The sequence below is a fragment of the Salmonella sp. 5800 genome (genome assembly GCF_046558195.1).
In the GTDB taxonomy this organism is placed as follows: Bacteria; Pseudomonadota; Gammaproteobacteria; order Enterobacterales; family Enterobacteriaceae; genus Salmonella; species Salmonella enterica.
Map to the genome: position 1 here is coordinate 231813 of NZ_JBGDOX010000003.1, position 17832 is coordinate 249644.

A 17832-nucleotide genomic window follows, 5' to 3' on the forward strand; every position below is an offset into this window, starting at 1 on the left:
CTCTGTCTTGTTGGAGCTCCCCCCCGCGCCCCCTCCCCTCCCCTGTCGCGCTTGGGCCGGGGGCGGCGCCCCGCCCCCCCCCCCCCCCCCCCCCCCCCCCCCACGGCAGATGGTTATCGGTGAGCGCCCCAGAAAACCATCGTCCGTGGCATAACGCAGATGCAGAATCTCTTCCTGAAGATAAGTACGGGTGATTCCGCTAAAGGGTTCAGTAATAGTGTATTTGTAACGGTGTCCGGACAGACGCTCCGGAACTACGGTCCCCGGTGCATATGGATGCAATGATTCAGGCTGTCCGTCACGGCCCCAGCGGATCACCGCATAAGCGTTACCGTTCAGCAGACAGTGCCGCATCATCGTGCGTTTAAACTGGTACGGTGTCTGACAGTCGTTCGGCTGCTCATTCAGCAGATAATCAACCGGGTGATTACTCAGCCACTCCCGCGCCTCACGCCCTTTATCATTCGTTACCCGGTAGAGATAACAGGGCATGGTTGCCACTGCTTCACTGATGACCGATACGGCGTTCATGACAGCCGGCAGAGATTCCGCCGTCCCCGCAGATACATATTCGCCGGATCCGGTATTAGGTATGCCCACCATCACCAGCCATTCATCGATGGCCATGCTGCGTTGTTCTGCCTTACGGCTGAAAGGCCAGAGAGTCCACATATCAGATCTCCACCAGTTCGGCCCAGCGTCGGCGGTTATCGCCAGCGCGGCGTAACTCAGGATACTGGGAATAAAGCGAGCGGTGTGCAATTTCCACACCGGACTCCGGGTAAGCAGGCAGAGAAGTGATCGTAATTTCTCGCAGTTCAGCAGCGGTGACGATACGCAGATAAGGCGACTGGGTAATATCCCAGTTCTCTTTCAACGCCCGGAATCCAAACGACATGCCTTCTATATCGCCCCGTTCCACCAGCTCCAGCACATCATTACCTAACTGAGTATTAGGTGGTGTTAGTTCAAATCGCAGACCCGTATCATCTTCCGACAGTATCAGCGTGCCGGATCTGGTACGCCCCAGCAGTTGGGTATAGTCATGTTCAAATAAACAGCGCACATCATTACCGGATGCGAGATAGCCAGCAAATGCTCCCGGCGTAAACTGTTCGCGGAATTCGTCCCAGATAATTTCTGACAGGCTGTTCCAGCGCACCGCATAGCCCACCAGCCTGCGCTCTTTGGCGATAAGTTCAGAGGTGCGGATTTCAAAATTAACGGTATCCATAACGGACTCCATAAAGACCAGAAAGGGGCCGAAGCCCCTGTGAATTATTTGGTGGAGGAAGCAGAGATTTCGAGCAGCTTGATGGCGCCGGAATCAACCACACCACCGCCCAGGTATTTATCCGTATGAATTTTGATAAAGCCCGGTTCGGTGATGTTATCCGGGCGGGTGCGGGTGCCTGTCTCATGGTCAACGATGAAATAGCCACGTTTAAAGTCGCCAATACCGATCAGGTCGTCCGGCATGGTTTCGAGATATTCAACCGGGAGGCCCAGCAGCGTATCTGGATCACCTGCCTGTAAACGGTCGCGCCAGATGTAATCCCCGTTACCGTTTTTCAGTTTCTGAACGGAGGCCGCCGTGGTGGAGTTCATTACCCATACGGCATTTTTGCGGTACTTCGCACGAAGTTTAAATTTCAGGTCAATCAGAAAATCCGCATTAAGTACACTCACGGTGACCTTCTGGATTGTGCCGAACGGACGCGTTTTGTCACCGTCCGGGCTGAGTGGGTAAGAGAGAAAACCCTTCGCTTTTTTCACGCCGTCTCCGGATGCCAGATCCGCTTCTTCGGTATCGACGAAAGCATCGCCAATTTCAGAGGACAGCCAGCCCATGATATCCACACCAGAAAAATCGATAATTTCCTGCGTGGTCTTCGGATAGGTGTAAACCGGGAACAGGCGGATACTGACTTCTTCCAGTTTCGGCGTAGTTGTCTCACCACGGGCTTTTCCTTCCTCGCCGTGGTTCCCCCCCGCTCCGCCCACAGAGACAAGCTGTTTAAACTCGTTACTGCCGATTTTTTTCACGGTGCAGATTTTGCGCATAACGGACTCATCGTTAAGCTGCTGCATAATCTGTTTGTTAAGTTCAGGAATAACGGTATAGCCACCGTCCTCCGGAATGCTGGTAGACAGGCTGCGGGCTTCCCCGGTCAGAATGTAGGTACTTAGTTCGTCGTTGCTTACGCCGTTTTCGTTCACCGGGTGGCCTGGCTGGTTACGTTCTTCGCTGGCTATGGCTTCGTAGCGACTGATTTCAGTATCGAGTGTCCCGGCGCGGATGCGGAGTTCGTCAAACTGCGTGCCTTCCTCATCGGTCAGGCTGCGTTTTTCGCTGTCGGCTTTTTCAAGCAGGTTACGCATCTGCGTTTTGATTTCGGTTTTTTGCTGACGTAATTCGAGTAATTTCTTCATGGAGTGGTTTCCGTAACAATTAACGTTGAGACGTGAAACCAGCGCTTTAAGGGATGTCCACCCGGAGAGAAAACCGCGGATCTGCCGGAAGAACCGGGTGGACAGTGGCGGCTCACGTCTGAGGGCCACTCTTCAAGATATGGATCAAATTATCGTTGTAAATGATGTATTTTTACTCCGAACAGTCTTGAAAGATGACGCACAAATAATTTACAAAACAAGCGAGTAAAATTATTATGCGAGACGGAAACCATTAAATTAATAAGGGATTTTATGACTGAAAATGACGTTATGGGTGCCTTGTTCGCTCAGCAAAGGATACAGATTCTTCACATTGGCAAGCATCATGATGAATTTAGCGACGCATATCTCCACGCCTGGGAGTCCGGCGTTTACCCATTGATGAGCGATACCGATGGCAGCGTCCCCCGTAAACCTCACGAGTTTTATGCTCAGTATTTCACCGCATCAAAAGAGAAAGTAGAGTTTCTGTTAAAGCGTCTTGATGATGCTTGGCGTAAAAATGAAGGGCTCACATTTTATGACCTGGAGGATGAATTAGGCGTTCGAGGCTACAGCTCTAAAGGATGGAATAGAGGTGATTTAATCGATATTTGCCGATATCTGTACCTTGACGGTTGCTACGATAATGAGTTTTGGTCTGCGCTAGTTGAGAACGGGAAATGCCCGAGCGAGGCGCTTAGTCTAACTTCAAAATTTCAAAGAGAAGTTGATATCGACTTCTGACTGATTACAGGCCTGGCACTAGTCCAGGCCTGTTGTTTACTTCTCGCTCATCCACATCGGGGGATCTGGTAACAGAGCCCTGTATCCTTCCAAATGCTCAAGTAAGGCATCAAGTTGTTCTGTATTTGTGACGATACGTTCCCCAGAAAGGGTATGCATAATGAAACCGTGCGGATCGTCCCAAAAAAAAGCTTCTTGTTCTAATGCCTCCCGGTAATCAGCAGTAGGCATTGTGTCCAAACTGGTTAGATTAAACTTTTCCATATGTTCAATACGTTCTTCATTTGTGATTGGCATGTCTCGACTCCAGACCTATAAAATTAAATAAATATCCCTTAAACCACTAACCTTTCTGATTTTGAAAATTAACCAATAAATTCAATGCATTAAAAAACAAAGCAAACTTTAAAGTATGCGATACTGTCTATTATATCAATTGACTGATAAGTGGTTGATTATTTAGCTAAGTAGATCCGCTAGATAATTTATCTTATAGAAGGATGTTTTGAATACAAAAAACCCGACCGAAGTCGGGTTGATTTCAAAGCAACTAACACTTAGCAGTTGCACACGGGGATAGCAAATACCTTCGCCCGTTTAGGATAACTCAGGGTCCCGTCAGGGTTGCGTTTGTAGGGTCTAAATATGACCTCACAAGCGTTACCACATTTTGGACAGATTCCGTTAGCCATAAACATTACCTGTTTTTATGTACAAGCTGTAATCCTATCCAGCCTTGTAACTACGCAGGTTAACCGCTATTCTTAAGTTCTCACGCTTAAAGAGCTGCGGTTAATCTGCACTCTGGAAGAAAATCCATTTTCTTCCCCCTAAAGCCCTGCTACCAAGCAGGGCTTTTTTGTTTAGTCGTTTGCTGGTTGTGAAACCGCAAAGGACTCAATAATAGTACTGATCCTTCTCGCCTCGTCTTTAGTCAAATCACGAGGAAGATTACCAATGATTACGGTAAGTTCGTCACGAAGAGGAATCGGCAGTTCAAAGGTTTTGACTAAAGTATTCTGCAAACTGACCGGCGATGATTGGCTGTTTTTCACAGGCGATCTACGCTGCTTCACTGTCACATCTTCGCCTTTCTCATACGCAATAAATTTTGCGACAGCTCCGTTAAAGCGGCTGATGTAGGATTTTTGCGTATCCTCAGCAATACCATTGGCCATAACGTAAGTGTTAATAATGCCGGTCGTATCCCACTTATCTGCAGGTACACTGTCAGAAAGGGACTCTTTAACCAAATAGCAAACGCTACGGACGTTACCTGCAGTACTTGGCGACGCGCCAGTTATGTCAGCATATTGGTCGATAAAACTGTAAAAGTTAGCCTTGGACAAGTCCATAATTCTAACCTCCTTAAGCAGATAGAACTCAACTTGTAAGGATAATGGCACAATATTTCTCATTGCGCAAGATCACAACACACAAGATCTTTAAAAGATCTGTAGGATTAGCATAGCATTGTAAATTGGAGTGATGAGGAGTGAATAGCGATAATGTAGTACGAACAAGCTGAATCAAAGTGTACATAGTACCTTTGCTCGCTTACGTTCTAAAATCCAAATCACCCTTGCCGCTCTTTGCGCATTTCACGCCGCATTTTCTTTTGCCGCATGTGAGTGCGGCAAGCAATATGGGTTAAAATGGCACAAACCCAGTGCTCATGCGGAGTTAAGGACATATCAACTTACCGCCGCACTTTTTCCAGGTATATATGAAAGAAGTGCGGCAACAGCACAGATTTTAAATAATTAGCGCACCAACCGCATTTGCTGCCGCAATTATTCGCCTGAGAGTAGTGTAATCACGCCTTGATAATCGACCTCTATTAGCCCATCGCGGATCAGTTTCTCCAGCCATTTGTGAAAGGATTTTCTAGCCTTATCTCCCATCATGGCCTCCATATCATCACGCAAAACAGCTTTGTTGCATGTTTCTCCTTTTGCTTTCCTGCTGCGAATACTCTGCCAGAGTGCTGCATGATTGCCCGTCAGATTCTTAATCTCCGCCAGTTCAGGGTCCAACTCCCTTGCTTCACGTGGTATATCACGAACAACCAGCGACGAGACTATTTCACCATCGCGGTCGGTGAACAGTTCTACCGTACGCAAATCGAAAGCAGCTTGTTTGGGTTCTTCTGCATCTTTCATCTTGGTGCAGGTAAGAATTATTGCCCCACCTTCCCCCTCACGCCGAATGTTAAACTCTGCATCAAGTGCAGCCCTGAATGCGCTGGAGCCCCGAGCTCCCTTTGTATCATCCTTACCAGAATGGTGGACCACTAGTAATGTGGCACCGGTTTCACGCTTTATAACGTCGCAGCCTTCAATAAACGCCCCCATATCCCGGGCATCATTCTCATCATTACCGCCAAAACAACGGGCCAGCGTATCTACGACGATCAGGCGTACCGGCTGTCCCGTTCGGTATTTCACATCCTTTGCAGCTTTTATCATCTCTTCTGTTTCCTCACGACGCACCGGGAAGACAGGACGATTGACCAGAAAAAGATTATCCAGCTTCACATGATGCAATTTCTCCCATGCTTTAATACGGCGTGGAACACCGATCCCCCCTTCTCCAACAACGTACATCACAGCACCTGGTGAGACAGATTTTCCAGCCCATTTAAATCCCCCCGCAACATGGCAGGCCCAGGATACAGCTAGAAAACTTTTGTAAGATCCACTGGGGCCGTAAATACTGCTCAGGCTGTTAGCAGGGAGATAGCTTTTTAGCGTGTAATCTTGTTCTTGGTCATATCCATCAGATCCAACGCTCAGCGGCAAACTATGACGCATAGAATCCTCTAGTACAGAATCCTCAATCCGTTCGCGCAAACGTGAAAGATACTCTTTCCAGTTCTCCGGCTGGTGGTCGGGAATCCCCTTGTATAGCTTGGCATCTTGCACTCCTGCCTGCGCCAGCTTCTCGCCAATGGCGTTTATCAGTCTCGGTTCAATGTTCCCTGCCAGATATACACGAGCACTATGCCGCCCCTTATCAATAATTTGCAGGTTATCCAGTTCCGCCAGTTGCTTAGGCCCCAGCCAGACAGGAGGCGTTGTATCTTCGGCAATTTGTTTACCCAGGCCCTCTTCCCATCCCTTTGCATGAGCGTAAGCATCAGCCCCGGCAAAAATGATTGCCTCTGTGAATTTTTCCTTTGGCAGAAATTTTAAGTTCGGAGCACGTTTCATTTGCCAGCTCTCTTAGCAGCAATTAAAGCCCGCAAATACTGAATTTTTTCTACTGTGTTGTTTGACTTGCACCATTCGCTGAATGTCTGACGTTTCACCAGGCTGAACTCCCTTTCAAACCGTTCGACCGGGAAAACACACTCTCCGGAATAACCCTCCCTGATATACGTAATCCGGTTATCAGTAACCATTTTCACCGTTACCCGTTCGCCCCGGTTATCCTTGAAAATATCGCCCGGAAGGATTTCAGGCCGAGTCTGACCACCAGCAGTTAAGCTGTTAATTTTCTTTTTCATGGCGTTAGTCCTTTTTGACTGGTGTTACGCGATAACCGGCGCGTTCAAGAATCAGCTCAAAGAGTTTAGGAGTACCCACAATTTCGTCTGCCATTAATGTCCTAACCGATACCAATCCGTTTAGCGTATAGACCATATAGCGATTGCCAGATGAGATATGATTCATAACCATCCCATCAGACCGACGAACCACGTCAAAAATTTCGTAAACTTGTGGCTGGTTAGGCATGACGCACCTCCATTTTGCCAACATTCTCGAGTTCCCCAGCCACGTGGTAAACCAGATGCCGTATGCCACACATCGCGGCAACAACATCGTCCTTATCCATTTCATGAGCAGCCAGCTCAAGCGCAATTTGTAGGGACAAAACCTGCCCCAACGCGCTATCAACTTCCTGCCAAATGGGGAGGTCATTTATCAGGGTGGTTTTGTTAGCCATGAAGTACCTCCTGTCCGGGAATCGTCAACTCATAGGCGCCGTTGACGTACTGGTACAGCAAACATTCAGAGCGAATCTTTGTAACAAAGGTCAGATCCCTGCGGAAATACCACTCGTGAGCTTCTTCTTCGGTGTCGGCAGCGATGCGGATAACTACAGGCGTGCAGGTCTGTCCTTTCGTTATACCGAGGAATAGCCATGTAAATTTGGGGTGAGTTTGGGTATGCTGTTTATCAGCCATAACTGTTACCTCAACTAACGGTTTGGTTAGACGCCCTGTATGTGTTGCGAGCACTACGGGGCGTTGTTTTTATAGACTCACACATGTTATTGTATATGCCTATTTGAGTTAACCATAAACCTATAGGCATATACATGTCAATATCTCGAGATAAACAACCTAAGGGTGGCGGCAAGTCACCAATGCTACCAATCCGCATTCCTGCTGAACTACGCAAACAATTTGATGAGCTAGCGCAAGCTGAAAACACCAGTACCAGTAACTGGCTAAAGGAGTTAGGTAGAGCGGAGTTACGGAGACGTGGTATTGAGCCAAAAAATTGAATCACGCTTATAATATTGAGATAATTAGTAATGAAAAAATTCAGAACCATCTTTTTCAAGATACTTGGTGCAAAAACATCACTAATCCTATTAATTGTATTCTGCGGTGCAAGTTTTTTATTTGGGCAATATCTTAATGACATGAATTTATTTGCAAGCTCTGGAGCGATCATTTCAGTATTCGGATTACTGTATACAATAAAATTCACAACTTTAAAAAAACTATCTAACCGCGAAGCTGAAATTAACTCACGTAGTGGGGTTACAGGTCCTCCGCTAAGTCCTGAAGAATCTAAGAGAATGAGAGAAGAAAATATTTCAAAAGCTCGCATTGAAGTACGAGAAGAAATAAAAGCAGAGGTCATCGGTGTCGGTTTAACAATATTTGGCACATTTGTTTGGGCATATGGAGGATACATAAAAATCATTGAGCCTATCTCATTATGGATGCATAAGATGTTATAAATAGAAATGAACATCTTAGATAAATAGCGGCCCGGCATGGCCGCCTTTGTTTTATGTGCCATATCCAGCTCCTTAAACCGTCTGCGTTCTGCGGGTGGAATCCAGATAAGCATCCAGATCAGACTTGAAGTAAATGACCTTCCTACCGACCTTATGAAAGGGAATTTTTACCTTGCCAGTATGCGCCCAGTTCGCCAGCGTCTATGGGTTCACACCAAGATGAGCTGCGGCCTCATTACGAGTGAGTCTTTTAGAATAATTCGATTCAACCAAATGCATAAGTAGCTCCGTGTATGTCTGGTTAGCAACGGAGCTACTATAATTTTTTGATTTTTTTCTATAAGGTGAGTACATGATTATGGGGGTGAGGAGCTACTTCCCCCCCTCCCTCAAATATTTTTTTGCTGGCATATTCTGGTGGGATAACCAGATCTGAATTTTTGTTCTGTCTGGGTCTTGGTGGAGCCAGTTTTCCTTTTGTTATCCAATCTCTTAGCGTTTTTTCATCCACTTTATCTTCATAACGTATCAATAATTTTGAGATCATTTTTCTTTTTGAAAGTGCCGGATTATGTTTCCAGGTAGATTTCATAATTGCCACGATTTCATCATATAGGCGGTGTCGTGGGCCAGATGCCGCAATGCTACGCTGCTTAAATGCTGATCCCTCAGCAATTTCTTTATATATAATTTTCTGACAGCGCTCTTTTATATTTCTTCTTTCAATAACTAAAGCCATATCTTCCGCTAATGTAGTAAAATCATGAGCCTCCAATATAAAAAACACCTTGGCCAGTGTTTGCTCTTCAAAATCAGCATCATCCTTTGACGGTTTATCTTTGCGCATTTTTTGTAAAATAGACTTCAAATGCCCACGAGATATTCTGTTGATATCTTTTTTTAGTTCGTTACCTAAGTCTCTTTTATAGTTAAATTGTAGATCTCCAAAATTTCTAGCAGTGCGCATGAAAACATCAACAAAATTTAGCCGTCCAGAATCTAAGTATTTTTCCAGGCTCATGATTTTTCCTCAGCATTGTTAGAATTCAGCAGATCAAATAAAAGCTTACGTTTATCTTCATCACTTAAATTTTCCATGACGGACAGTAACTGAGCATCTATTCCTCTTTTACTTTCCACCAAGCCAGCATATTCAAGAACAGCCCGTTCAATTCTGATAGCTGGCTCGAGTAGTTCATCAGCACCAAAATGAAGATAGCCCTGAGTAACATCTGCACTTCTCATCGTTCGGTGGTTCATTAGTCGCTTGAGGATATAACTACCAACGCCCACCAGCTCGGCAACTGTACCGAATGTACGGCGGGCATCGTGCCATTTGAATGGGATTGGCTGGAGCAAATCAGGATTGGGGTCTGGGACGGTGGCGGCACTGATTCGATCAATTACATGGCGATATTCTTTAATGACTCCTTTAACTCCATGAAACACTAAAGCCTCATTTCCGTTTTTCATTTTCAGTCGGCGCCGGAACAGATTCAGCAGAGTTTCAGTGATCGGAAGCTCGAGCGGATCGCCGTTCTTGGTGGTATCTATCCAGAAATAACGACCGCCAATATTCACCCGATTCCAGGTTAGTTCGAATATTTCAGATTTACGCAGCCCGGTGAACATCGACATTTCTACAGCGTCACATATTGCGGCAGCTACATCATCTCGTCCTTCTTCGGCCTTATCACGAACTACAGCGACGGCATTTAACCAACGAGCAAAGTCATGGGTGCGGATGCGCTCTGTCTTTCTGATCGTGCCATGCCACTGACGCTTTGTACTCAGCACCTGTGTTGGCGGGTCAGGTAACAGCGTTCTCCCTTCTTCATCACGATAATGATCATGTGCGAAACGATATACGGCGCGCAGAGCTCTGGCCCACAGGTCAGCCTGAGCTTTGCTACCGCTTCCTACCCCAGCCCTGAGCGTTTCTTTATCAGCGCCAAACCAGACTGAACCATCAGTTACTGCTTTGTGACGATGCTCAACACGATCACGCGAAATAGTAGCGAGGGACTGTTTCATCCAGTCGCCGGAGTAATTTTGCAAGATAGCGCGATATTGCTTTTCGGTTGTGGGTTTAAGGCGGTGGCCACGGTTCTTAATATAGGCATCCAGCGCATCAGCAAGCGTGACAGATGCCTTCTCATTGACACGCTTTTCCACATTAGGATTTTTCCCGGTGGTCGCTACGTCACCCAACATTTCGAGTGCCTTTGCCCTGGCATTATCAATAGTAAGATCCGGAAAACGGCCCAGCGTGGCCCGGATGAATTTTCCATTTCTCTTACGTGAGATACAGAAGCTTTTCACACCACTGGTGCCAATACGGATGCGCAGACCATTAACGATGGTATCGCCGTACTCAACCTGGCCACGTTCGGCAGGTGGGAGGTTTTCGAGCTTAGTTTTCGTAAATTTGAATGTTTCCACAAACACTCCACACCAAGCGATCGGGGTATCCTGAAAATCGCTTGTTTTGCTCTAGGATACCTATAGGATACCGCAAAGGAGTATTTTAGAGTATTTCTGGTTATTTATACAGTATTTTCATATCAATTAAGTTACTGAAAATTATAGATAAGTATTTTCAGGTAAGAAGTTGCATTCTAACTCATAATCGCTTGGTCGCTGGTTCAAGTCCAGCAGGGGCCACCAAATTTTAGCTTTAAAATCACATAATTAAGCCACTCTAAAGAGTGGCTTTTTTGTTTCTGACAGAGCTCGCCCCATACCGCTATTTACGATGCCAATAGGCTGCCGCACGTACCAGGTGTGGATCAAACCCCTTTTCAAAGCACTGACTTAAACGTTTTACCGTTTTGCCTTCGCCAGTAATCCAGATGAAATAGTCTGATTCAGGTATTGTCAGCTGCGACAGACGCGTTTGCATTGCCTGTTCATCGCCGCCAACAACATATTCCACAGTAATGTCCGTCAAATGGGCGAGATAATCGCGGTATGCCGCATCCTGAATGCTCACCAGCGCGGTTACCGCAGGGCGCGCAGGCAGACGGCTAAGCGATTCCAGACGACGACGTAGCGCAGGCATACCGGACTCATCGCAGACATAAACCTGACAAGCATAATCTTCCGGCACCACCAGCGAACCGCGCGGCCCGCCGATCGTCAGTGTATCGCCTTCACGGGCTTCCATTGCCCAACGGCTGGCTACGCCGCCATCGTGGATAAAGAAATCCAGCGCCAGCTCGCGACGCGCCTCGTCATACAGCGGCGTGTAATCCCTGGAGACCGGACGAACGCCCTCCCCCCAGATAATGCCTTCCTCAGTGACTGTCGGGAGCGTAAAGCGACAGCCTGGCTCAGGGAAAAAAACTTTCGTGTGATCGTCAAAGCCCAGGGAGGTGAAACCGTCCAGCGCCTCGCCGCCAAGTACGATCCGCTGAAATCCTGCGCTAATACGTTCTACCCGCAGAACGGTCAGCTCGCGAAAACGCAGTTCATTACGAACACGTTGTGGGTAGCGTACGGATGATGTCGTCATTTTTTGCCTTCGTGAAGTAATACGATATATCTAAATTAAAGTTTTAAATGATAATGATTGTTAATCAGTAAAAATGCAACTGTTTTTTGATAGTGTCCTGGCAACACGTCGCTAACTATAACCTTAAAATAAAACATTATAAATTAATAGCTTATATAAACAATCTCTTTTACCCTTGCTAAAACCCATCATTTAGATATAAATTAGATATATCTAAATAAGCAGGAGGCAATGATGCAAAATCAACATGAAGGGTGTTGCAAAAACCGGGATCATAAGCACGATGGTTGCTGCAAAGATCGAGAACATCAGCATGAAGGCTGCCATAGCGCGCATCAGCATGAGAACGCCAGTTGCGGCGGCGAACACCGTCACGGACACGGCTGTGGTCGTCATGGACAGGGCGGTGGTCGACGCCAGCGATTTTTTGGCCACGGGGAACTTCGGCTGGTCATTCTTGATATCCTGACCCGGGACGCCAGCCACGGCTATGAACTGATTAAAGCGATAGAAAACCTGACGGGGGGCGGCTATACGCCAAGCGCTGGCGTGATCTACCCTACGCTGGATTTTTTACAGGATCAGCAATTTATCACGATTAGCGACGAAGAAGGCGGGCGGAAAAAAATCGCGATTACCGCGAACGGCGCGCAATGGCTTGATGAAAATCGCGAACACCTGACGCATATTCAGGCGCGGCTAAAAGCCCGTTGTGTGGGCATGGAGTTACGTAAAAATCCGCAGATGAAGCGGGCGCTGGATAACTTCAAGGCCGTGCTGGATCTGCGGATAAACCACAGCGATATCAACGACGCGCAAATCAAACGCATTATCGGCGTGATTGATCGCGCGGCGCTGGAAATCGCCGAACTGGATTAAGCGGGCTGCGTGTCCTCTTCGCGGACGCGGAACACGTTAACCAGCTCTTTTAAATGTAACGCCTGTTCGTTCAGCGACGCTGCGGCGGCAACAGACTCTTCCACAAGGCAGGAGTTTTGTTGCGTGGCGGCGTCAATCAGGCCAATCGCGCTGTTAATCTGCGAAATACCGTCAGTTTGCTCGCGGCTGGCCTGCCCAATCTCACGTAATATCACATCCATCTCTTCGACGTTATCCACCATGCCATTAATCAGGGCGCTGGCTTTCTCCACCAGGTGCATCCCTTCCTGAGTCTGACTGGTTGAATCTTCAATCAAATTACGGATTTCACTGGCTGACGAGGCGCTCTTTTGCGCCAACTGGCGAACCTCTCCGGCGACAACGGCAAAACCACGTCCATGTTCGCCCGCGCGCGCCGCTTCAACCGCCGCGTTCAGCGCCAGAATATTGGTCTGAAAGGCAATGGAATCAATGATATTGATGATATCCGACATACGATTTGCCGTGTCGTTAATGACGCGCATTTTCTGCGTCACTTGATTCATCATCTCCCCATTGTTTTTCACCACGCTGGCGGCGCCGGCAGAGAGTTTGGTCGCTTCACTGGTATGGTCAGCCGTATTTTTAACCGTGGCGGTAATCTGTTCCATCGACGCCGCCGTTTCTTCAACCGAGCTGGCCTGCTCTTCCGTACGCGCCGCCAAATCCTGGTTACCGGCGACAATTTGCGCTGCCGCCGTGGAGATACTTTCCGAACCGTTTTGCACTTCCTGTACGATATCCAGCAGACGCGTTTTCATCGCCATTAATGCTTGCAGTAGTACGCCTGTTTCATCTTTATAGTCGGTGGTGATATGACGAGTCAGATCGCCATCGGCAATCGCCTCGGCAAAGCGTACTGCGTCATCAAGCGGCCGGGTAATAGAACGCACAATATACCATCCCATTACGCCTCCGGCGGCGATGCTTATCAGCGCCAAAGTGATTAACAGCGTCCGATTATTTTTAAAATCCTCTTTGACCTGCACGCTCGCTTCATGCATCTGCGCGTCCTGAACAGCGATAAGTTCCTGGACTTTGTCCTTATAGACTTTTTGCACCTGCACCGTTCTGGTCATCATCTCCTGAATGGCCGCCTGACGATTATTGCTTTGAATATCTTTCAAAATACGGAATCTGGACTCCAGGTATTGCTGGCGCGCTTCACGGATCTCATTAATGATTTTCTGTGAATCCGCATCGTGACTATTTTCCCTGGAAAGCTCATCCAGTAACGCCGAAATGCGCTGGCTTATCTCACTGAGTTCTTTCTGCGAGCTCTGGCTCCAGCGCCCCTCTTCATCCAGTAACATGAGCTGCTGCGCGATGATGAAATCATTAAAATTATCGATTAACAGATTGGCTTTTACCGTGGTGGGATAATCATTGGTAATAATGTCCTGCATACCCGTATTAGCCCGATCAAGGCTAAACAAAGACAGAGCGGAACTCACCACCATGAGAACAATGAATAAGCCAAAGGCCATAAATAATTTTGAACGTATTTTAATGTTATGCAAAAACATATTTTCTCCCTGGGATTGCATATCCTCATACAGGAAGATTTATCGGCAATAATGTTACTAACTTTATGATATTGATCGCTTTTTATTTCGGAACATTATTAGTAAGTAATTTTTATTGTTCACAGAAAGATGAACCAAAAGTGACATAAATTGGCACTAATAATGAAAGAAATACGCTAAAAGGTTAACCATTTCTTATTTATTAACTGAGTTTATACCTATTAATAGGTAGACAAGGGAGAAGGAATAAATATCACATTATTTTTAACATCACAGGCCACTGGTACTCTCTATGATGGCAGGCACCGCCTTCTATCAGAGCACATCCGCCCGGTAAGCTTGTTGCTACCGGGCGGATGTCATTACCGTTGCTACCTACAAATAAACTTAATGCAGTACCGTGACCGCATCCTCCAGCCGGCTGGCACGGTGTTTTACCATCGCGGAGACTTGTGCGCTCTCTTCCACCAGCGCCGCATTCTTCTGGGTTATGCGGTTCAACTCGTCCACGGCGCGAGTCAGGCTGGAAAGCCCATCTGTCTGTTCCTGAGTCGACTGGCTGATCCGTGCGATAAGCAGGGTGACATTTTGCACCTGGGCTACAATGTCATCCATGGTACGGCCTGCGGCGTGAACCTGCTCGGAGCCTGACTGCACCTTTGTTGCGCTGGCATCAATTAATTTACGAATATCGTTCGCCGCGTTAGCGCTGCGGCTGGCAAGATGACGTACCTCGCCAGCAACCACGGCAAACCCTTTCCCCTGCTCGCCCGCTCTCGCCGCTTCTACCGCCGCATTCAGCGCCAGGATATTCGTCTGAAAAGCGATATCGTTAATTAGCGTGGTGATCGTCCCGATACGTTGCGTACTGTGAGCGATATCATCCATCGTTTTAATCACCGTATCCATCGCCTCACCTCCCTGAGTCGCCGCGCTACTGGCCGCCATGGAAAGCTTATCCGCAGCGGAAGCCGTCTCGGAGTTGAGCTTCACGGACTCCGCCATCTGATTCATGGTCGTTACCGTTTCCTGAACATTCTCCACGGTCTGACGGGTGTGTTCGTTCAGATCATTATTACCCTTCGCCAGCCTTTCACTGCCGTTTCTGACGCTGGAAACCTGACTTGATACGTCATTGATCAGCCAGCGGCACATCAAGCCAAGCTGCCCTACGGCCCTCAGCGTCAGCCCCAACTCATCGCTACGATTAAGATGTTGTACGCTGTTGCGTTCGCCGGTCGCCACTTTCAGCGCCTGCGTCGCCACATTTTCAATGGGACGCACAATTTGCCATTCCAATAGCGCCGTACCTGCCAGCATCGCCAACGCGCCCAACAGCAACGCCTGCCATGACGCATCCGTACCGAACAGCGCCAACGCCAGCATTACGGCCATTAGCCCCATAATGCTACGCACTCGCCAGCGAACAGGCATAGCGGGCAGTTTGCCCAGCAAACCCTGACGAACCACCAGGCCTTTATGAATACGTTTACTACACCGCCCTTCATTTAGCGCCTGATATAAAGGCTCGACGGCGGCAATCTCATCATCCGTGGCGCGGGTACGGATCGACATATATCCCGTCACACGCCCTTCACGTATCATCGGTACCGCGTTGGCCCGCACCCAATAATGGTCGCCGTTTTTACGCCGGTTTTTCACAATGCCGCTCCACGGTTCGCCCTGTTTTAGGGTGTACCACATATCTGCGAAGGCAGCTTTCGGCATATCCGGATGACGCACCAGATTATGTGGCTGCGCCAGTAACTCGTTTAACTGATAGCCGCTCACCTGGACAAAAGTGTCATTGGCGTGAGTGATATAGCTTTCCAGGTCGGTCGTAGACATCAGAGTGGTATCATCATCCAGCGGGGTATTTAGCTGGCTGACGTAGGGATGAGAAGACATGATAGCGTCCTGTGCAGGTTATCTGGATGTTAATTTTTCGCTCAGATGTTATTTCGGCGCTAATCTATTTATCTTTAGTTGTTAAAATTGCTCTGGATCGCAATTTGCGATTAATCCTTAATATTTGTACGATTTTCACCTCATCCTGCGCCTTATTTTCATTATGAAATTGTTTAGCGTAGACAACCTTTTTCTTTAAAATCTGCCCTGGCTCACCTTTTTCTCACGCCGCCGCTACCGCAACACACCGTAAACCGTAAAACAAGATCTGCTCAAAATGCATCCAATTGTTAACGCATGACATTAAATGTTGTGTAAATGTGATTATTCTTGGTGTTTATCCCGATTTTCACTATGGGCTTAGACCCCCGCTAATCCCTGCAATACTTAATTCAGTATCATGTGATACACGGCCCTCTGGAGCTCATTTTGAACAGGTTACCTTCCAGCGCATCGGCTTTGGCCTGTAGCGCGCACGCACTGAATCTCATCGAGAAGCGAACGCTAAACCATGAGGAAATGAAAGCACTAAACCGAGAGGTCATTGACTACTTTAAAGAGCATGTAAATCCAGGATTTCTGGAATACCGGAAATCTGTTACCGCCGGCGGGGATTACGGAGCCGTAGAGTGGCAAGCGGGCAGTTTGAATACGCTTGTCGACACCCAGGGGCAGGAGTTTATCGACTGTCTTGGGGGGTTTGGCATCTTTAACGTGGGGCACCGTAATCCTGTTGTGGTATCCGCCGTCCAGAATCAACTCGCAAAACAGCCTCTCCACAGCCAGGAGTTACTTGATCCCTTGCGGGCGATGCTGGCAAAAACGCTGGCGGCGCTGACACCGGGGAAACTCAAGTACAGCTTTTTCTGTAACAGCGGCACCGAATCCGTCGAAGCGGCGCTAAAACTGGCAAAAGCGTATCAGTCGCCGCGCGGCAAGTTTACCTTTATCGCCACCAGCGGCGCATTTCACGGCAAATCATTGGGCGCGCTCTCCGCCACGGCCAAATCCACCTTCCGCAGACCCTTTATGCCTTTACTGCCGGGCTTCCGCCATGTGCCGTTTGGCAATATCGACGCGATGAGCATGGCATTTAGCGAAGGCAAAAAAACGGGCGACGAGATAGCAGCCGTGATTCTGGAGCCAATTCAGGGTGAAGGCGGCGTGATCCTGCCGCCGCAGGGATACCTGACAGAGGTACGTAAGCTCTGTGACGAATTCGGTGCGCTGATGATTCTGGATGAAGTACAAACCGGCATGGGGCGTACCGGCAAGATGTTTGCCTGCGAGCACGAAAATGTGCAGCCTGATATTCTGTGTCTGGCGAAAGCCCTGGGCGGCGGCGTGATGCCGGTTGGCGCCACCATCGCGACTGAAGAGGTGTTTTCGGTTCTGTTCGACAACCCCTTCCTGCATACCACCACTTTTGGCGGTAATCCGCTGGCTTGTGCTGCCGCGCTGGCGACCATTAACGTCCTGCTGGAGCAAAATCTCCCGGCCCAGGCGGAACAAAAAGGCGATACGCTCCTGGATGGTTTTCGACAACTTGCGCGTGAATATCCCAATCTGGTACACGATGCGCGCGGCAAAGGTATGTTGATGGCCATTGAATTTGTCGATAACGAAACGGGCTACCGTTTTGCCAGTGAGATGTTCCGTCAACGCGTGCTGGTCGCTGGTACGCTGAATAATGCGAAAACAATTCGTATCGAGCCACCGCTCACGCTAACCATTGAACTGTGCGAACAGGTATTGAAATCAGCGCGTAATGCGCTGGCGGCGATGCAGGTGAGCGTTGAAGAGGTTTAA

Annotated in this window: 19 protein-coding genes and 1 pseudogene; 3 read left to right on the plus strand and 17 right to left on the minus strand. The window is 48.1% G+C overall.

The genetic code is table 11. The features are described from left to right. From ACLJZ5_RS08385 to ACLJZ5_RS08395, 3 genes are all read right to left on the minus strand, one after another. The coding region (locus ACLJZ5_RS08385; RefSeq protein WP_410958907.1) for a phage portal protein at positions 1-672 on the minus strand (672 nt) is incomplete at its 3' end. A 1-nt stretch (position 673) separates the two neighbouring features. Next, a complete protein-coding gene (locus ACLJZ5_RS08390) occupies positions 674-1234 on the minus strand; it encodes an HK97 family phage prohead protease (protein ID WP_000381911.1) in 561 nt (186 codons plus the stop codon). Positions 1235-1278: 44 nt separating this feature from the next. Next, complete coding sequence (locus tag ACLJZ5_RS08395) at positions 1279-2433, minus strand: phage major capsid protein (RefSeq protein WP_024797468.1); 1155 nt, start codon at positions 2431-2433, stop codon at positions 1279-1281. Positions 2434-2706: 273 nt separating this feature from the next. Here ACLJZ5_RS08395 and ACLJZ5_RS08400 point away from each other — a divergent pair, with 273 nt between their 5' ends. Further along, entirely contained in the window at positions 2707-3180 is a 474-nt protein-coding gene (locus tag ACLJZ5_RS08400; RefSeq protein WP_000138190.1) for a hypothetical protein, read from the plus strand. A gap of 36 nt (positions 3181-3216) precedes the next feature. On the opposite strand, the gene ACLJZ5_RS08405 is transcribed toward ACLJZ5_RS08400, so the two are convergent. The 12 genes and pseudogenes from ACLJZ5_RS08405 to ACLJZ5_RS08460 all read right to left on the minus strand — a co-directional run bounded on the left by ACLJZ5_RS08405 (position 3217) and on the right by ACLJZ5_RS08460 (position 11671). Then, entirely contained in the window at positions 3217-3477 is a 261-nt protein-coding gene (locus tag ACLJZ5_RS08405; RefSeq protein WP_001123052.1) for a hypothetical protein, read from the minus strand. Between the two features lie 566 nt (positions 3478-4043). Further along, positions 4044-4535, minus strand: coding sequence for a hypothetical protein (locus ACLJZ5_RS08410; protein WP_000365968.1), 492 nt, complete (start codon positions 4533-4535; stop codon positions 4044-4046). Between the two features lie 438 nt (positions 4536-4973). Continuing rightward, positions 4974-6392, minus strand: a complete 1419-nt coding sequence (locus tag ACLJZ5_RS08415) for a helicase RepA family protein (RefSeq protein WP_024797469.1) — start codon at positions 6390-6392, stop codon at positions 4974-4976. After that, positions 6389-6688 (minus strand): DUF4222 domain-containing protein, encoded by a 300-nt coding sequence (locus tag ACLJZ5_RS08420; RefSeq protein ID WP_000727198.1) that lies wholly within the window; start codon positions 6686-6688, stop codon positions 6389-6391. The genes ACLJZ5_RS08415 and ACLJZ5_RS08420 overlap by 4 nt, the downstream gene beginning before the upstream one ends. 4 nt (positions 6689-6692) lie before the next feature. Beyond that, positions 6693-6917 (minus strand): hypothetical protein, encoded by a 225-nt coding sequence (locus ACLJZ5_RS08425; RefSeq protein ID WP_001133617.1) that lies wholly within the window; start codon positions 6915-6917, stop codon positions 6693-6695. Then, positions 6910-7128, minus strand: a complete 219-nt coding sequence (locus tag ACLJZ5_RS08430; protein ID WP_001284750.1) for a hypothetical protein — start codon at positions 7126-7128, stop codon at positions 6910-6912. Before ACLJZ5_RS08430 ends, ACLJZ5_RS08425 begins: the two co-directional genes overlap by 8 nt. Further along, positions 7121-7369 carry a host cell division inhibitor Icd-like protein gene (locus tag ACLJZ5_RS08435; RefSeq protein WP_000764070.1) on the minus strand — a complete coding sequence of 83 codons (249 nt, stop codon included), beginning with the start codon at positions 7367-7369 and terminating at the stop codon, positions 7121-7123. The genes ACLJZ5_RS08430 and ACLJZ5_RS08435 overlap by 8 nt, the downstream gene beginning before the upstream one ends. Before the next feature lie 10 nt (positions 7370-7379). Next, a complete protein-coding gene (locus tag ACLJZ5_RS08440; RefSeq protein ID WP_001650766.1) occupies positions 7380-8219 on the minus strand; it encodes a hypothetical protein in 840 nt (279 codons plus the stop codon). 10 nt (positions 8220-8229) lie between these two features. Beyond that, positions 8230-8436 (minus strand): annotated as a pseudogene (locus ACLJZ5_RS08445) (helix-turn-helix domain-containing protein). Positions 8437-8494: 58 nt separating this feature from the next. Beyond that, positions 8495-9178, minus strand: a complete 684-nt coding sequence (locus ACLJZ5_RS08450) for a hypothetical protein (RefSeq protein ID WP_024797470.1) — start codon at positions 9176-9178, stop codon at positions 8495-8497. After that, entirely contained in the window at positions 9175-10599 is a 1425-nt protein-coding gene (locus ACLJZ5_RS08455; RefSeq protein ID WP_024797471.1) for an integrase family protein, read from the minus strand. The genes ACLJZ5_RS08450 and ACLJZ5_RS08455 overlap by 4 nt, the downstream gene beginning before the upstream one ends. A 304-nt stretch (positions 10600-10903) precedes the next feature. Next, the gene (locus ACLJZ5_RS08460; RefSeq protein ID WP_017441493.1) at positions 10904-11671 is read right to left on the minus strand and encodes a siderophore-interacting protein; all 768 of its coding nucleotides are present in this window, start codon (positions 11669-11671) and stop codon (positions 10904-10906) included. A 231-nt stretch (positions 11672-11902) separates the two neighbouring features. On the opposite strand from ACLJZ5_RS08460, the gene ACLJZ5_RS08465 reads away from it, so the two are divergent. Next, a complete protein-coding gene (locus tag ACLJZ5_RS08465) occupies positions 11903-12550 on the plus strand; it encodes a PadR family transcriptional regulator (RefSeq protein WP_000983434.1) in 648 nt (215 codons plus the stop codon). Here ACLJZ5_RS08465 and ACLJZ5_RS08470 read toward each other — a convergent pair. Next, complete coding sequence (locus ACLJZ5_RS08470) at positions 12547-14115, minus strand: methyl-accepting chemotaxis protein (RefSeq protein WP_000478462.1); 1569 nt, start codon at positions 14113-14115, stop codon at positions 12547-12549. The two genes, ACLJZ5_RS08465 and ACLJZ5_RS08470, sit on opposite strands and share 4 nt — an antisense overlap. Before the next feature lie 387 nt (positions 14116-14502). Further along, positions 14503-16023 carry a PAS domain-containing methyl-accepting chemotaxis protein gene (locus tag ACLJZ5_RS08475; protein WP_001582503.1) on the minus strand — a complete coding sequence of 507 codons (1521 nt, stop codon included), beginning with the start codon at positions 16021-16023 and terminating at the stop codon, positions 14503-14505. 429 nt (positions 16024-16452) lie between these two features. Between ACLJZ5_RS08475 and ygjG the strand changes: the two genes are divergently transcribed. Next, on the plus strand, positions 16453-17832 hold the full coding sequence (gene ygjG, locus ACLJZ5_RS08480; RefSeq protein WP_072100844.1) for a putrescine aminotransferase: 1380 nt from the start codon (positions 16453-16455) through the stop codon (positions 17830-17832).

Excerpts from the sequence above, each read along its gene's own strand:
- ACLJZ5_RS08390 (WP_000381911.1), bottom strand. The coding sequence starts at position 1,234 with ATGGATACCGTTAATTTTGAAATCCGCACCTCTGAACTTATCGCCAAA.
- ACLJZ5_RS08395 (WP_024797468.1), bottom strand. The coding sequence starts at position 2,433 with ATGAAGAAATTACTCGAATTACGTCAGCAAAAAACCGAAATCAAAACG.
- ACLJZ5_RS08400 (WP_000138190.1), top strand. The coding sequence starts at position 2,707 with ATGACTGAAAATGACGTTATGGGTGCCTTGTTCGCTCAGCAAAGGATA.
- ACLJZ5_RS08405 (WP_001123052.1), bottom strand. The coding sequence starts at position 3,477 with ATGCCAATCACAAATGAAGAACGTATTGAACATATGGAAAAGTTTAAT.
- ACLJZ5_RS08410 (WP_000365968.1), bottom strand. The coding sequence starts at position 4,535 with ATGGACTTGTCCAAGGCTAACTTTTACAGTTTTATCGACCAATATGCT.
- ACLJZ5_RS08415 (WP_024797469.1), bottom strand. The coding sequence starts at position 6,392 with ATGAAACGTGCTCCGAACTTAAAATTTCTGCCAAAGGAAAAATTCACA.
- ACLJZ5_RS08420 (WP_000727198.1), bottom strand. The coding sequence starts at position 6,688 with ATGAAAAAGAAAATTAACAGCTTAACTGCTGGTGGTCAGACTCGGCCT.
- ACLJZ5_RS08425 (WP_001133617.1), bottom strand. The coding sequence starts at position 6,917 with ATGCCTAACCAGCCACAAGTTTACGAAATTTTTGACGTGGTTCGTCGG.
- ACLJZ5_RS08430 (WP_001284750.1), bottom strand. The coding sequence starts at position 7,128 with ATGGCTAACAAAACCACCCTGATAAATGACCTCCCCATTTGGCAGGAA.
- ACLJZ5_RS08435 (WP_000764070.1), bottom strand. The coding sequence starts at position 7,369 with ATGGCTGATAAACAGCATACCCAAACTCACCCCAAATTTACATGGCTA.
- ACLJZ5_RS08440 (WP_001650766.1), bottom strand. The coding sequence starts at position 8,219 with ATGGCACATAAAACAAAGGCGGCCATGCCGGGCCGCTATTTATCTAAG.
- ACLJZ5_RS08450 (WP_024797470.1), bottom strand. The coding sequence starts at position 9,178 with ATGAGCCTGGAAAAATACTTAGATTCTGGACGGCTAAATTTTGTTGAT.
- ACLJZ5_RS08460 (WP_017441493.1), bottom strand. The coding sequence starts at position 11,671 with ATGACGACATCATCCGTACGCTACCCACAACGTGTTCGTAATGAACTG.
- ACLJZ5_RS08465 (WP_000983434.1), top strand. The coding sequence starts at position 11,903 with ATGATGCAAAATCAACATGAAGGGTGTTGCAAAAACCGGGATCATAAG.
- ACLJZ5_RS08470 (WP_000478462.1), bottom strand. The coding sequence starts at position 14,115 with ATGTTTTTGCATAACATTAAAATACGTTCAAAATTATTTATGGCCTTT.
- ACLJZ5_RS08475 (WP_001582503.1), bottom strand. The coding sequence starts at position 16,023 with ATGTCTTCTCATCCCTACGTCAGCCAGCTAAATACCCCGCTGGATGAT.